The organism is Streptomyces cavernicola (assembly GCF_029968035.1).
Taxonomy (GTDB): Bacteria; Actinomycetota; Actinomycetes; order Streptomycetales; family Streptomycetaceae; genus Streptomyces; species Streptomyces cavernicola.
In genome coordinates this window covers 106,297-121,177 of the sequence record NZ_JASCIQ010000027.1, presented here as the reverse complement: position 1 = coordinate 121,177, position 14,881 = coordinate 106,297, and the positions used below count along the sequence as shown (strand labels likewise).

The window sequence follows — 14,881 nt, the reverse complement described above, 5'->3', positions numbered from 1 at the left end:
GGAACCGCCGGAGGACTCCACGGCAGTGGTGAGCCGGCTGACGGCGGTGCCCCCGGCGGGAACCTCCAGCCGCACGGTCATCGAATACGAGACGCTGGGCGCCGTTGCCATGGCTGCATTCCTCCACTGGGCTTGTCTCGCCCGTCAGTTGGGGTCGGCTGGTGATTCGGGGGCGGCCGGTTACGCGGGATCAGCCGGTGATGCGGGCCCGGCCCGTGACCGGCGTCAGGCGGTCGTCCCGGCGAGGGCCGGTCCCGTCTCGGCGGGGGCCGGTCCCGTGCCGGCGATGCCGGCGGGGCGGAGCAGGTCGGTGAGCCGGTCCGCGGGGAGCAGGCCCTTCTCCAGGACGAGTTCGGCGACGCCGCGGCCGGAGGCGAGCGCTTCCTTGGCGATGTCGGTGGCGGCCGTGTAGCCGATGTGCGGGTTGAGCGCGGTGACCAGGCCGATGGAGTTCTCGACGCTCGCGCGCAGCGCCTCGGTGTTGGCGGTGATGCCGGACACGCACCGTTCGGCCAGTGTGCGGCAGGCGGCACCCAGGTGGGTGATGCTCTCCGAGAGGGAGTGCAGGATGACCGGCTCGAAGGCGTTGAGCTGGAGCTGTCCCGCCTCGGCGGCCATCGTGATGGTGACGTCGTTGCCGATCACCTCGAAGGCGACCTGGTTCACGACCTCGGGGATCACCGGATTGACCTTGCCGGGCATGATGCTCGAACCCGCCTGCACCGGCGGCAAGTTGATCTCCGCGAGCCCGGCGCGCGGCCCGGAGGACAGCAGCCGCAGGTCGTTGCAGCTCTTGGAGAGCTTGACGGCGATGCGCTTGAGCACACCGGACATCTGCACGAACGCACCGCAGTCCTGGGTGGCCTCGACGAGGTTGGCGGCGGTCACCAACGGCAGCCCGGTGAGGGCGGCGAGATGCCTACGGGCTGCTTCGGCGTAACCCGCGGGGGCGTTCAGGCCGGTGCCGATGGCGGTCGCTCCGAGGTTGATCTCGTGCACGAGCAGCGCGGCCTCGGCAAGCCGGCTGCGGTCCTCCTCCAGCATCACCGCGTACGTCGAGAACTCCTGGCCGAGCGTCATGGGCACCGCGTCCTGGAGCTGGGTGCGGCCCATCTTCAGGACGTCGCGGAACTCCTCCGCCTTGGCGGCGAAGGCGTCGCGCAGGACCGCCATCGCGTCGAGCAGCCCGTGCACCGCGCTGATCGTGGCGACCTTGAGGGCGGTCGGGTAGACGTCGTTGGTGGACTGGCTGAGGTTGACGTCCTCATTGGGGTGCACATGCCGGTAGTCGCCCTTGGCGTGGCCCAGGATCTCCAGGGCCCGGTTGGCGATCACCTCGTTGGCGTTCATGTTCGTCGAGGTGCCGGCGCCGCCCTGGATCACATCGACGACGAACTGGTCGTGCAGCTTGCCGTCCCGGATCTCCCGGCAGGCGGCGGCGATGGCGTCGGCCTTGTCCGCGGGGAGCAGCCCGAGCTCTTCGTTGGCGCGGACCGCGGCTTCCTTGACCGCCGCGAGGGCGTCGATCAGGTGGGGGTACGCCGAGATCGCCGTGCCCGTGATGGGGAAGTTCTCCCGGGCGCGCAGGGTGTGGATGCCCCAGTACGCGTCGGCGGGCACGTCCCGGTCGCCGAGCAGGTCGTGCTCGCGGCGATGGTCGGCAGTCATGGGCACAGCAGTTCCTTAGCGATGAGGGACGGCGAAACGCGCGGATCAGGGCGGCGAAGGACGACGTGGCGTGAACGTGCCGGCGGCGGCGGTCGTCGCCGGTGGCTTCACGGGGGACAACTCTGGAGCGTCGCCGCTGTGAAGTCCATCGCTGTTTCCGCGGATCGCCTGTGAAGCTCTGCTTCACGGACAGACTTCTGCTGTACTGCCGTACGTGATCGATCCACGAAGGCTCCGAGTGCTGCGGGCTCTGGCCGAGCACGGCACCGTCACCGCCGCGGCCCACGCCCTCTACCTGTCCCCGTCGGCTGCCTCGCAGCAGCTCGCCGCGCTCGAAGCGGAGGTCGGGCAGGTTCTCCTGGAGCGGCGCGGGCGCACCGTTCGGCTGACTCCCACGGGCGCGGTCCTCGCCGCCCACGCGACGAAGATCGCCGCGCAGCTGGAGGAGGCCGAGGCGGATATGGCCGCCTGCGCGGCGGGACTGGCCGGAGAGGTGGCCATTGCCGCATTCGCGAGTGCGATCACTGAGGTGGTGGCCCCGGCGGTGGCGGCGCTGCGGGACCGCGTTCCGCAGGTGCGGATCCGGGTGAAGGACGCGGAAGGGCGTGCGAGCCAGCGTCTCCTCATCGACGGCGCGGTCGACATCGCCCTGTCGGTGGAACACCAGGACACCACAGGTCAGAGCAGTGAGCAGCTGTTGCGTGAGCCGTTGTACGGGGAGCCGTTCGACGTCGTGCTGCCGTCCGGTCACCCGCTGGCGGACGCCCCGGAGGTGAACCTGGCCGACCTGAGCGACGATCCGTGGATCACACCGTGGCCCGGCAATCCGGTCCACGACGTCGTCATGCGCGCCTGCGAAGAGGCCCGCTTCCAGCCTCAGGTCGAGTGCCTGGCCGACGACTCCCGCGCGGTGTGTGCCCTCGTCTCCGCCGGCGCGGGCGTGGCCCTGGTGCCTCGCTCCGCGCTCCACGGCATCGCTTTCGGCGGCGCCGCCACCCGCCCGGTCGGCGACTTCCGCCCCCAGCGGCGCGTATACACGGCGGTCCGGCGAGGCAGCGAGCAACACCCGCTGCTGCGCCTCGTATTGCGCGAACTGCAGGACCAGGCCGCCGCGGTCGGCTCCTGAACGGGCGGCACGCGCCGTTGTCGATCGCGACTCTGGCGCGCACCGAAGTCGCTCGACAAGTGTTTCCGAACCAATGACCCATTCGGGCAACTGATTTCGCAGTTTGGTGGCGCTGGCGCCGCGAATATCGTTAGCGTAGGTGTTGGGTCGCTGGCGGCCCCACCTTGTGCCGCCACTCACGCCCAACTCGCTTGCGAAAGAGTCGACATGACCAACGATCAGCTCTCGTCCGCCCTCCCGGAGACCGACCGGACGCGTCATCGCCGGCTGCGCGAGCAGGGCAGCCTCGACCGGGCGCAGCTCGACGCGATTCTGGAGGCGGGCTTCATCTGCCATGTCGGGGTCGTCATCGACGGAACCCCCATGGTCGTGCCGACCGTCTACGGCAGCGATGGCCGGAACCTCTACTTCCACGGTTCCGTCGCCAGCCGCAGCCTGCTCGCCTCACCGGGGGCGGCGGTGTGCGTGACCGTGACGCATGTGGACGGACTGGTCCTCGCCCGGTCGGTGTTCGAGCACGGCGTCAACTACCGCAGCGCGATGGTCCATGGCGTGCCCCGCCTCGTCGCGGACCCGGACGAGAAGTGGGCGGGCCTGCGTTGTCTGACGGAGCACGCGACACCCGGACAGTGGGCCTACGCGCGGCAGCCGAACCGCAAGGAACTGGCCGCGACGACACTGCTCGCCCTCTCCCTCGAAGAGGCGTCGGTGAAGATACGCACCGGCGGCCCCGACGACGGCGAGGGACCCGACGCCGCCCTCGGTAACTGGGCGGGCGTCCTCCCGCTGGCCGCCACATGGGGCGCCCCCGAACCCGACCCCCGTCTTCCGGAAGGCGTCGAGCCGCCGCAGCACATCGTCAACCGCAGCAATACGCGGGCCAGTTGAGAGGCAACTGAACGCCGCGTGCGCGAGACCGCCCTCGGCCATGGCGAACAGAGCGTCCGGGACGTCATCAGGCAAGGGAGTCCAGGAATTCCTGGAAGGCGGCGTAGTCGTCCAGGATCTCGCGCAGGTGCCCGTCGCTGATGTGCAGGGCCGTGATGTCGTCGGTCGGGTCGTGGAACGGCAGGACTTCGTCGTACGTGGCCTCGCGCTCCTCGACCTCCTCGCGGACCTGCTCGTCGAGCGTTTCCGTGGCGTACGTCAGCAGGGGGCTCATCCGGGCGTAGGAGCCCTCGCCCGGGGTGGGGCTGCAGGACCAGACGGCGTTCGGGTGGGCACGGCGGACGGTCTCTCCCAGATACCAGACGGCGACCGTCATGAAGGGGCTCTCGTGCGCGGCGTCGGCTTCCTCGTGGTCGGCGTACCGGCTGAGCAGGATGTCTTCGAGCCGGTCGAGAGACTCGGGGGTGAAGTCCCAAGTCCCCGACGTGGCCTGCCGCCAGGCGGGGAAGGCCGCCTCCTGGGTGCTGAGCCATTGGTTGAGACGGGGATTGTCGCGCCACCGCGATGAGGTCACGTTCATGGCTACGACCCTACGGACCACCTCTGACAGTCGGTTTCGCGCAGAAGCGGGCGCCGAGGTATCCGGGAACGGTGAGGGTACCGACGGCGACCGGTGAGGCTTCGCGGGCGAGGACGGCGACCGTCTGCAGCTCCACCTCAGGGAAGGAGCTCCGGGGGCCGGGACGCCCCCGGAGGCCCGCCCTCGCCGCCCGCGATGTTCCGCGCCTGCGTCAACTCACCCAGCTGCATGAGGAGTTCACGCCGCAGGGCCAGGTCGTCCACGGCCCGGTCGATGTCCTACAGCCGATCGGCCGGCGGTGACATGGTCATCACGCGGCTCCCTGGACAGGCATGGCCCCCTTGATGAGGTCGGCCGCCTTCTCCGCGGCCATGATCGTGGGCGCGTTGGTGTTGCCGCGCGGCACCGAAGGGAAGACCGAGGCGTCGACGACGCGCAGCCCCGCCACGTCGTACACCCGCAGCTCGGGGTCGACCACGGAGCCGATCGCGCAGGTCGAGGTCGGGTGGTAGAGCGTCTGTCCGGAACTGCGCGCCCAGGCGAGGAGGTCCGCGTCGGAGCCGGAGGCGGGCGGCACATCGAACGGCCTTGTGACGTGCTCGGTCACGGCCTGCTGGGCCGCGATGTCCAATGCGATGCGGATACCGGCGACGATCGCGTCCCGGTCCTCCGCCGTCGTCAGGTAGTTGTGCACGATGCGGGGCGCGGCGTCCGGGCGCGGCGAGCGCAGCGTCACCGCGCCGCGGCTCGTCGGGGCGAGGACGCACGGTCCGAACGCGAAGCCGTGCTCGGTCACCGGACCGAGGCCCTCCTGGTGGAAGAGGACCGGCGCGGCGTGGAACTGCAGGTCGGCGGCGGCGAGTTCGGGCCTGCTGCGGAAGAAACCGCCGGTCTCGGCGAGGTTCGAAGACAGCGGGCCGCGCCCCTCGCTCTGCAGCAGCGCTGCGTTCTCCGGCGTCGCGGCCGAGACGAGCGACTCGGTGTCGGTACGGAAGTTCAGGAGCGTCATGTAGTGGTCCTGCAGCCCCTCGCCCACCGGCAGGTCGCGCAGGACGTCCAGGCCGAGGGCGGACAGCAGCGCCGCCGGGCCGATCCCGGACAGCATCAGCAGCTTCGGCGACTCGTACGCGCCCGCGGACAGGATCACCTCCCGCTCGGCGCGGACCACCTCGACCGTCCCGCCCCGCTCCACCTCGACGCCCACGGCCCGGCCGCCCTCGACCACCACGCGGTGCGCGCGGGTCGACGGGAGCACCGTGAGGTTGGGGCGTTCGAGGGCCGGGTGCAGGAAGGCGACGGCCGAGCTGCAGCGCATGCCGCCGCGCTGCGTCAACTGGTAGCGCCCCACGCCGAGTTGGGACGGGCCGTTGAAGTCGTCGTTCGCCTTGTGCCCGGCCTGCTGCGCGGCCCGTACGAACGCGGTGGCGAGCGGGTGCTCCGACCTGCCCTCGCTGACGGTCAGGGGCCCGCCCGTGCCGTGGTGCTCGTCCGCGCCGCGCTCGTTGTCCTCGGAGCGTTTGAAGTACGGCAGGACCTCGTCGTACGACCAGCCGGTGGCGCCGGACGCGGCCCAGCCGTCGTAGTCGGCGCGGCTGCCCCGGATGTAGATCATCGCGTTGATGGAGCTGCAGCCGCCGAACATCCTGCCGCGCGGCAGGTACGTGCGCCGCCCGCCGATGCCGGGCTCCGGCTCCGAGTCCAGGTCCCAGTCGAGGCCTGATTTGAGCAGTTGCGGGAAGGCGGCGGGGACGTGGACCTCCTGAGCGGTGTCGGGCCCGCCGGCCTCCACGAGGGCCACCCGCACGTCGGGGTCCTCGGAGAGGCGCGCGGCGAGCACACAGCCCGCGGAGCCTGCGCCGACGATGACGTAGTCGTACATGTTCATCCCGTCCCTTGGCTGAAGAACCTGACTGAAGAACCTGGCTGAAGCACCTGACCGAGGCGCCTGGCTGAAGGACCTGGCTGGGGAATGCGTGTGTGACGAACGGCGTGGTGGCGAGCGGTCGAGGAGTTGATCGTGTCTCACCGGCCGGTCGTGCCGCGAGTAGCGTTCCGGCCCTTGCTGGGCGCGCATGCGCAGAAGCAGCCGTGGGCGGCTCACGTCACATGAGCGCGAGGTGTGAGGGGCGCCCTCCCCGGGGATCAGACGCGGAGAAGCCGGCCGCCGTACGCAGCCGTCGCCCCGTAGGTGTTGTGTTCACGACATTCGCCTCCGAAGCCTTCCCGGGGAGCCGCTCACGGGGTGAGGTTGGTCGCGCAGTCCTGATCACGGCGGGCGCACGTCCAAGCCCATATCCAGGCGCCCGTCCATGCGCATATTTAGTCGAGTTGGAGGCTGGCCGATGACGGCAGGCACGGCGAACGGAGAGCCCTTGTGATCGTCGGAGTCCTCAAGGAGGCGCGGGCGGGTGAGAGCCGTGTGGCGGCGACGCCGGCCACGGTGGAGCAGATTCGCAAGCTGGGATACGAGGTGGTCGTCGACCCGGGTGCGGGTCTCGCGTCGAGTTTCTCGGACAGCGCGTACGAGGGTGCGGGCGCGAGCATCGGCGACGCGGCGGCGGCGGATGTGGTGCTCGGTGTGAACGCGCCCAATCCCGCCCAGCTGGACGGGGTGCGGGCGGAGGCGACGGTGATCGCGCTGTTCTCGCCGGCCTTCGACCCCGAGATGGTCGAGGAGTTGGGGCGTCGGCCGTTCACGGCGTTGTCGATGGACGCGGTGCCGCGGATCAGCCGGGCGCAGTCGATGGACGTGTTGTCGTCGATGGCCAACATCGCCGGGTATCGGGCGGTGGTGGAGGCGGCCCACGAGTTCGGCCGGTTCTTCACGGGGCAGGTGACGGCGGCGGGCAAGGTGCCGCCCGCGAAGGTCCTGGTAGCGGGTGCGGGTGTCGCCGGTCTCGCGGCGATCGGCGCGGCGGGCTCGCTCGGCGCGATCGTACGGGCGACCGATCCGCGGCCGGAAGTGGCCGAGCAGGTGCGGTCGTTGGGCGGCGATTACCTGTCCATCGAGTCGCAGGAGGCCGAGGTCTCGGCGACCGGTTACGCGAAGGAGATGGGCGACGACTACAAGGCGCGCGAGGTCGAGCTGTACGCCGCGCAGAGCCGTGAGGTCGACATCGTCATCACCACCGCGCTGATCCCGGGCCGCCCCGCGCCCAAGTTGATCACGGCCGAGATGGTGGCGGAGATGAAGCCGGGCTCGGTGGTCGTCGACATGGCGGCGGCCAACGGCGGCAACGTCGAGGGCACGGTGAAGGGCGAGAAGGTCGTCACGGAGAACGGCGTGACGATCATCGGCTACACCGACCTGGCGGGCCGACTGCCCGCACAGGCCTCGCAGTTGTACGGCACCAACCTCGTCAACCTGCTCAAGCTGATGACGCCGGACCAGGACGCGCAGCTCGTACTCGACTGGGACGACCCGGTCCAGCGCTCCATCACCGTCGTACGGGAAGGCGAGTTGGCGTGGCCGGCCCCGCCCGTGCAGGTCTCGGCCGCACCGGCCCCGGCGGCCGCGGCGCAGCCCGTACCGGAGAAGCAGCCGGAGAAGGCGCCGATGACGACGGCGCAGCGGTTCGGCGGGGTGGCTTTCGGGGCGCTCGCGCTCTTCCTCGCCGCCGCGTTCGCGCCGCCGGCGCTGCTGCCGCGTGTCACCGTCTTCGTGCTCGCGATCGTGATCGGCTACTACGTGATCGGCCATGTCCACCACGCCTTGCACACGCCGCTCATGTCCGTGACCAATGCGATCTCCGGGATCATCGTGGTCGGCGCGATGCTGCAGATCGGGCACTCGACGAGTACCGCCGTCATGGCCCTTTCGTTCGTGGCGATCCTTCTGGCCACCATCAACATCGTCGGCGGCTTCGCGGTGACGCGTCGGATGCTCGCCATGTTCAGCAGGAGTTGAGATGTCTGCGACCATCGCCGCCCAGGCGGCCTACCTCATTGCGGCCCTGCTGTTCATCCTGGCCCTCGCGGGCCTCTCCAAGCACGAATCGGCGCGCCTCGGCAACGCCTTCGGCATGCTCGGCATGGGAGTCGCCCTGGTCGCGACGCTCGTGCTCGCCGCCGCAGGCGACCTCAGCGCCGCAGGCCTCGGCCTCCTCGCCGTCGCCATGCTGATCGGCGCGGCGATAGGCCTGCAGCGGGCCCGCCGCGTCGAGATGACCGGAATGCCCGAACTCATCGCGCTGCTGCACTCGTTCGTCGGCCTCGCCGCCGTCCTCGTAGGCTGGAACGGCTTCCTCGCCGTCGAGAACCACCCGGGCGGCGCGGAGGCCGAGTCCCTGGCCGCGCTCGGCACCCTCGGCATCCACCACGCCGAGGTGTTCATCGGGGTGTTCATCGGGGCGGTGACGTTCACCGGCTCCATCGTGGCCAACCTGAAGCTCTCCGCGAAGATCAACTCCAAGCCGTTGATGCTGCCCGGCAAGAACGCCCTGAACGTCGGTGCGCTCGTGCTGTTCGTCGCGCTGACGGTGTGGTTCACGATCACGCCGGCGCTGTGGCTGCTGATCGCGGTCACCGTGGTGGCGCTCGCGCTCGGCTGGCATCTGGTGGCGTCGATCGGCGGCGGTGACATGCCGGTCGTCGTGTCGATGCTCAACAGCTACTCGGGTTGGGCCGCGGCGGCGTCGGGCTTCCTCCTGGAGAACGACCTGCTGATCGTGACCGGCGCGCTCGTCGGCTCCTCGGGTGCCTACCTCTCGTACATCATGTGCAAGGCCATGAACCGCTCGTTCCTGTCCGTGATCGCGGGTGGTTTCGGCATCGAGGCCCCGGCGAGTTCGGATGTGGAGTACGGCGAGCACACCGAGATCACCGCCGAGAGTGTGGCCGAACTCCTCGCCGAGGCACGGTCGGTGATCATCACGCCCGGATACGGGATGGCCGTGGCGCAGGCGCAGTTCCCGGTCGCGGAGCTCACCTCGAAGCTGCGGGCGAAGGGCGTGGACGTGCGGTTCGGCATCCACCCGGTCGCAGGACGGCTTCCCGGCCACATGAACGTGCTGTTGGCGGAGGTGAAGGTGCCGTACGACATCGTTCTGGAGATGGACGAGATCAACGACGACTTCGCCGAGACGGACGTCGTCCTCGTGATCGGAGCCAACGACACGGTCAACCCGGCCGCGGCCGAGGACCCGGGCAGCCCCATCGCCGGGATGCCGGTGCTCAACGTGTGGAACGCGGGCAAGGTCATCGTGTTCAAGCGGTCAATGGCCTCCGGATACGCGGGAGTTCAGAACCCGCTGTTCTTCCGGGAGAACACGGCGATGCTGTTCGGCGACGCGAAGGACCGCGTCGAGGACATCGTCGGCGCGCTGGGTGCGCAGGACCGACGCGCCGGGACGGGTGCTTCCGTAAAGGTGTGAGAAGGCGGCGCCGGGCCGGTTCACGCTCACGAAGCCGTGAACCGGCCCGGCCCCGCATGCATGAATGGGCGTTCCCTGCCCACCCGGAAGGCATGACCCGGTCCAACGAAGAGGTCGCGGAGCTGTTCCGGGAGTACGCGGACCTCATCTCGATCACCGGCGGCGAGGCCTACCGGGCGCGCGTCTACGAGAAGGCCGCCCGCTCGATCGGCGGCCACCACACCGACGTGTCCACCCTCGACGTCAAGGGCCTGCGGGATATCCCCAACGTCGGCAAGTCGATCGCCGAGAAGACCGTCGAGTACTGCCGCAGCGGCAGCGTGGCCGCCGTCGAGGAGCTGCGGGCGAAGATCCCCGCCGGGGTCCGCCGCCTCACCGCCATCCCCATGCTCGGCCCGAAGAAGGCCTTCCACCTGTACGAGGAGCTGGGCATCTCCTCCGTCGAGGAACTGGCCGACGCCATCCACGACGAACGGCTGCGCGACCTGAAGGGCTTCGGGCCGAAGACGGAGGAGAACCTCCTCCACGGCATCGAACTCCTCCGCTCCTCCGCGGAGCGCGTCCTGCTCGACACCGCCACGGACCTCGCCGACGACATCGTCACCGAGCTGTCCAAGGTGACCGGCTGTCGACGCTGCACCCACGCAGGGTCGCTGCGCCGCTTCCGCGAGACCATCGGCGACATCGACGTGCTCGCCGCGGCCGAGACCTCCGCGCCGCTGATGCGGGCGTTCACCGAGCTGCCGTACGTCTCGGAGGTCATCGTGCACGGCAGCAAGAAGACGTCGATCCGCACCACCAAGGGCCTCCAGGTCGACCTGCGCGTCGTGCCGCCGGACTCCTGGGGAGCGGCGCTGCAGTACTTCACCGGCTCCAAGGCGCACAACATCCGCACCCGCGAACTGGCCGTCCACCAGAAGCTCAAGCTCTCCGAGTACGGCCTTTTCGACGCCGAGAGCGACGAGAAGATCGTCTCCGAGACCGAGGAGGAGGTGTACGCGCGGCTCGGCCTGCCGTGGATCCCGCCCACCCTGCGCGAGGACCGCGGCGAGATCGAGGCCGGGCTGCACGACGAGCTGCCCGAGTTGGTCGAGGAGCAGGACATCCGCGGCGACCTGCACACGCACACCGACCTCACCGACGGCCTCGCCCCCCTGGAGGAGATGGTCGCCGCGGCAGCGGAACGCGGCTACGCCTACTACGCGATCACCGACCACGGCCCCGACCTCGTCATGCAGCGCATGACGGACGAACGGATGCTGGCCCAGCGCGACCGCGTACGGGAACTCGACGGCGCCTACAGAGGCAGGGGCGGCCGGGGCCTGCGGCTGCTGCACGGCGTGGAGCTGAACATCGACCCGGACGGCGAGGTGGACTGGCCGGAGGAGTTCCTGGCCGGGTTCGACCTGTGCGTGGCCTCGGTGCACTCGCACTTCAACCAGGGGCGTGCGGCGCTGACCCGGCGGATCGTACGGGCCTGCGAGAACCCCTACGTCAACGTCATCGGGCACCCCACCACCCGCGTCATCGGCAAGCGGCCGCCCGTCGACGCCGACCTCGACGAGATCTTCGCCGCGTGCGCGCGCACCGGCACCGCCCTGGAGATCAACGGCCATCCCGCGCGGCTCGATCTGCGCGACGAGGACATCCTGCGGGCCCGCCGGCACGGCGTGAAGTTCGCCGTCGACAGTGACGCCCACTCCGTCCTCCACCTGGCCAACATGCGCTACGGAGTGGGCATGGCGCAGCGCGGCTGGCTCACGAAGGACGACGTGATCAACACCTGGCCGCGGACCCGCCTGCAGCGCTTCCTGCGCAAGGGCGGAACCGGCCGGAAGGCCCGCGGCTGACCTGAACCCCTCACTTCCCGCGAAGGTGCCGCAGCGCGGACGCCACCGCACCCGCGCCGCACATGCCGTGCGCCCCGGGGCCGGGCGGGGTGGCGGCCGAGCACACGTACACGCCGGGCATGCCGGTGGAGTACGGGTCGAGTGCCGGGCGTGGGCCGAGGAGGAGTTGGGGCACGGTCTTGGCGCCGGTGACGATGTCGCCGCCGGCGAAGTTGGGGTTGGTCGCGGCGAATGCGGCGGGCCCGGTGGTCCGCATGCCGACGATGCGTTCGCGGACGCCGGGCGCGAACCGCTCCAGCTGCCCGAGGACCGCCTCCGTCGCGTCGCCGTCGTAGCCGTACGGGACATGCGCGTACAGGTTCACCGGGTGGACGTCGCCGACGGACCGGGACGGGTCGGCCAGGTACTGCTGGTAGACGAGGACGAAGGGCCGCTCGGGCATCCGGCCGGCCACCACGTCCCTCTCCAGGCGGGCCACCTCGGCGAGCGGGCCGCCGAGATGGACGGTGACGGCGCGGCGCGACGGCTCGTTCGTCCACGGAATGCCGCCGTCCACGGCCAGGTCCAGCTTGAAGGCCCCGGGCGCGCGCCGGAAGCGTTCGTACGCGCGCCGCACCCGCTTCGGCAGCCGGTCCCCGTAGATCGCGGCGACCTGACCGGGGTCGAGGTCCAGGAGCGTCACGTCGGCGGGCGGGAGCTGCGCGGCGTCGGTGATGCGTACGCCGGTGTGGATCGTGCCGCCGTGCTCGCGCAGGGCGGCTTCGAGTGCGCGGGCGATGGACTGGGAGCCGCCCTCGGCGACGGCCCAACCGGCCGCGTGCCCGGCGGTGAGGATGCCGAGGGGGATCGCGGACGTGAAGGGGCGGGACAGCGGCCGGAAGTTGTGCGCCGCGACGCCCGCCCAAAGTGCTTGCGCCTGGGGCGTGTTGAAGAGCCGGGCGAGGACGGAGGCGGGCAGCGCGGTCGGCAGACCGAAGCGCGCCAGCAGCAGCGGGTGGCTCGGGACGCGCAGGAGCGGGCCGAGGGTGTCCTCGGCCAGAGAGTCCCAGTCGCGTACGGAGGGTGCGAACAGGGCGCGGTAGCGGTCGCCGTCGGGGCCGAGCAGGGGGCCGTTGCGTCGACGGAGCGCAGCAGCACCCCGGAACTGCCGTCGTCCAGCGGGTGGGTGCAGTCGACGTCCGCGAACTTCCAGCGCAGACCGTGCCGTTCCAGGTCGAGCTTGTGCAGGGCGGGGGAGCTGACGGCCATGGGGTGGATGGCCGAGCAGTGGTCGTGCAGCAGACCGGGCAGCAGCGCCTCGTCGCTTCGGGTGCCGCCGCCGACCTCGTCCGCGGCCTCCAGGAGCGTGACGTCCAGGCCCTCCTGCGCGAGGAGGGCCGCGGCGGCGAGCCCGTTGGGCCCGCCGCCGACGATGACGGCGGTGTTCATGACGCCGTGCCCAGGTCCGTGGGCGACGCGTCCGTGGGCGACGCGGCGGACGGCACCGGCCGCAGCGGGTGCAGTGAACGCACCCCGTGGACCGGGTAGTTGGGGCCGTCGGTGGGCCACGGCTGCCGGTCCAGCATGTCGCGCACCTTCACGTGTCCGCTTTCGAGGAGGCCGAGGGAGGCGTCGTGGATCTCGTACACCTGGGTCTGGCGGTGGATGGGCTGGCCCTCCAGGCAGATCACGCGGACCTCGCCGGGCGCGAAGCCGCAGCGGTCCTGGACGGCGCGCAGCAACTGGTCGTTGTGCAGGTGGCCTTCGCCGAAGTTCCAGCCGACCGCGAAGCCGGCGACGACCTCGCCCTCGACGGTTACGAAGTCGTCCTGGCTGTCGGTGACCCGGTCGACGAGTCCGTTGAGGGCGCGGCCGTGGGAGTGCATGGACCGGAATCCGTCGGCCTTGCTGATGGTGAGCATGGCGGTGTCCGCGTCGTACAGCGTCTCCAGCTGGTGGGCGGCGAGCCGGGTCGCGGTGGTCAGGCCGGCTTCCATGCGGTTCATGGCGTCGCCGGTGAACACCCAGACGCTGGTGGCCCAGTTGCCCGCGTAGTAGCGCATCGCGGGCAGGAAGGAGACGAGGTCGGGGCGGATGTTGCCGAGGACCGGAAGCAGCACCAGGCTCGGCAGGAGCACCGCGAGCAGCCAGGGCGACTGGAGGTCCCAGACCGTCAGGTCGCCGTGGGCGCCGAAGAGGTAGAACAGCGAGAAGACGAAGAAGATGTTCCACTCCAGCGGCACGCCCATCGGGATGGCCGACAGGATGTGCAGGTGGAACACGGCCATGTAGATCAGGGCCGCCCAGGTCAGCCGGCCGCCGTCGCCGAGGAAGACCAGGTAGAGCGGGACGAGGTACTCGGTGGCGGTGCCGATGTGCGCGAGCAGGAACGGCAGCTTCGAGGGGCGCAGGTCGTCCGGATGGTTCCGGTAGAGGGCGCGCTTGACGCGCCCCCCGGGCACCAGCGGCGCGTTGCTCAGCATCGTCGCCACCACGAAGGGGAAGTGGTGGTTGAGCTTGGACGTCGCCGCACCCCACCAGATCGCCAGCATGACCAGCTGGAAGCCGATGAACTGGTCGTTGTACGGGAAGAAGAAGACGAGCAGCGACAGCCAGTACTGCTCACCGCGCGCGGCGAGGAAGATCGTCTTGTCCCGCAGTCCGAGGACCGCCACGCTCGCGATGAGCGGCACGGCGGCCAGCGGGTCGATCAGGCCGACCTGCCCGAAGCCCGCTATGGACGTGCCGTCGCCGGGGCGGCCGAGCAGCCAGACCCCGGAGGCGAGGACGCCGGCGTACAGCAGGACGTCGACGATCCCGCGCCGGTCGCCGCGCGTCAGCGGGACCCTGCCCGGCCACGGAGGCAGCCGGATCGTGCCGGGCCGCAGCCAGTACAGGACCGAGCCGATCGGCGGGTTGAAGCGGGAGGTCAGCGGGCCGGAGCCGCAGCCCAGGCCGATCACCTCCCACAGCAGCGTGAAGACGATCAGCTTCTGGTAGACGATCGGCTCGGACCACCAGGACCCGATCTCCGAGACCGAACTCAGGCCCGGCGTAAGGGAGATGACTAACGCCGCCCCGCCCACGTACAGCAGGCACTTGACGAGATAGAAGAGGTACACCGCGTACGGGCTGCCGAAGCCGTTCTCGACCCAGTCGCGGGTGAGGATGCGCAGCCGGTCAGGGCGCGGCAGCGCACGGAAGGCATCGGCGTCGACCGCCGGCAGCGTGGGTTTCATGAAGCCCATGGGGAGCACACCTTTGAGTTCTTGTGGGGGGGGGGCCGGTGGACGGGCTCAGGCGGAGGGAGTGAGCGCCTGCTGACGGAGCGTCGGTTCGTCGATCCTACCGACGGGTTTCTTCGGAACGTCCGGGACGACGAGCACGGCGACGGGCCGCTGAACTGTTGACTCTCCCT

Annotated in this window: 10 protein-coding genes and 1 pseudogene; 5 read left to right on the top strand and 6 right to left on the bottom strand. The window is 70.4% G+C overall.

Annotated elements, in window-relative coordinates; translation table 11 throughout:
- Window positions 1-225: 225 nt before the first annotated feature.
- Window positions 226-1,668, bottom strand: a complete 1,443-nt coding sequence (gene aspA, locus QIS96_RS24510; RefSeq protein ID WP_282544887.1) for an aspartate ammonia-lyase — start codon at window positions 1,666-1,668, stop codon at window positions 226-228.
- A 214-nt stretch (window positions 1,669-1,882) separates the two neighbouring features.
- Between aspA and QIS96_RS24505 the strand changes: the two genes are divergently transcribed.
- Window positions 1,883-2,794: a LysR family transcriptional regulator gene (locus tag QIS96_RS24505; RefSeq protein WP_282544886.1), complete on the top strand. Its 912-nt coding sequence runs from the start codon at window positions 1,883-1,885 to the stop codon at window positions 2,792-2,794.
- Between the two features lie 207 nt (window positions 2,795-3,001).
- Window positions 3,002-3,682 (top strand): pyridoxamine 5'-phosphate oxidase family protein, encoded by a 681-nt coding sequence (locus QIS96_RS24500; protein ID WP_282544885.1) that lies wholly within the window; start codon window positions 3,002-3,004, stop codon window positions 3,680-3,682.
- 67 nt (window positions 3,683-3,749) lie between these two features.
- Here the strand turns inward: QIS96_RS24500 and QIS96_RS24495 are convergent, their stop codons facing one another.
- From QIS96_RS24495 to QIS96_RS24485, 3 genes are all read right to left on the bottom strand, one after another.
- On the bottom strand, window positions 3,750-4,262 hold the full coding sequence (locus QIS96_RS24495; protein ID WP_282544884.1) for a hypothetical protein: 513 nt from the start codon (window positions 4,260-4,262) through the stop codon (window positions 3,750-3,752).
- Window positions 4,263-4,399: 137 nt separating this feature from the next.
- Window positions 4,400-4,525 carry a hypothetical protein gene (locus tag QIS96_RS24490; RefSeq protein ID WP_282544883.1) on the bottom strand — a complete coding sequence of 42 codons (126 nt, stop codon included), beginning with the start codon at window positions 4,523-4,525 and terminating at the stop codon, window positions 4,400-4,402.
- Window positions 4,526-4,572: 47 nt separating this feature from the next.
- Window positions 4,573-6,147 carry a GMC family oxidoreductase gene (locus QIS96_RS24485; protein ID WP_282544882.1) on the bottom strand — a complete coding sequence of 525 codons (1,575 nt, stop codon included), beginning with the start codon at window positions 6,145-6,147 and terminating at the stop codon, window positions 4,573-4,575.
- A gap of 489 nt (window positions 6,148-6,636) precedes the next feature.
- On the opposite strand from QIS96_RS24485, the gene QIS96_RS24480 reads away from it, so the two are divergent.
- The 3 genes from QIS96_RS24480 (at window position 6,637) to polX (ending at window position 11,484) form a co-directional block, all read left to right on the top strand.
- Window positions 6,637-8,169, top strand: a complete 1,533-nt coding sequence (locus tag QIS96_RS24480; protein ID WP_282544881.1) for a Re/Si-specific NAD(P)(+) transhydrogenase subunit alpha — start codon at window positions 6,637-6,639, stop codon at window positions 8,167-8,169.
- Window position 8,170: 1 nt separating this feature from the next.
- Window positions 8,171-9,634, top strand: a complete 1,464-nt coding sequence (gene pntB, locus QIS96_RS24475; RefSeq protein ID WP_282544880.1) for a Re/Si-specific NAD(P)(+) transhydrogenase subunit beta — start codon at window positions 8,171-8,173, stop codon at window positions 9,632-9,634.
- Window positions 9,635-9,726: 92 nt separating this feature from the next.
- A complete protein-coding gene (polX, locus tag QIS96_RS24470; protein WP_282544879.1) occupies window positions 9,727-11,484 on the top strand; it encodes a DNA polymerase/3'-5' exonuclease PolX in 1,758 nt (585 codons plus the stop codon).
- Window positions 11,485-11,494: 10 nt separating this feature from the next.
- On the opposite strand, the pseudogene QIS96_RS24465 reads toward polX, so the two are convergent.
- Both QIS96_RS24465 and QIS96_RS24460 read right to left on the bottom strand, forming a co-directional pair.
- A pseudogene (locus QIS96_RS24465) lies at window positions 11,495-12,912 on the bottom strand (phytoene desaturase family protein).
- Window positions 12,909-14,711, bottom strand: coding sequence for a DUF3556 domain-containing protein (locus QIS96_RS24460; protein WP_282544878.1), 1,803 nt, complete (start codon window positions 14,709-14,711; stop codon window positions 12,909-12,911). The pseudogene QIS96_RS24465 and the gene QIS96_RS24460 overlap by 4 nt, the downstream one beginning before the upstream one ends.
- Window positions 14,712-14,881: the final 170 nt, after the last annotated feature.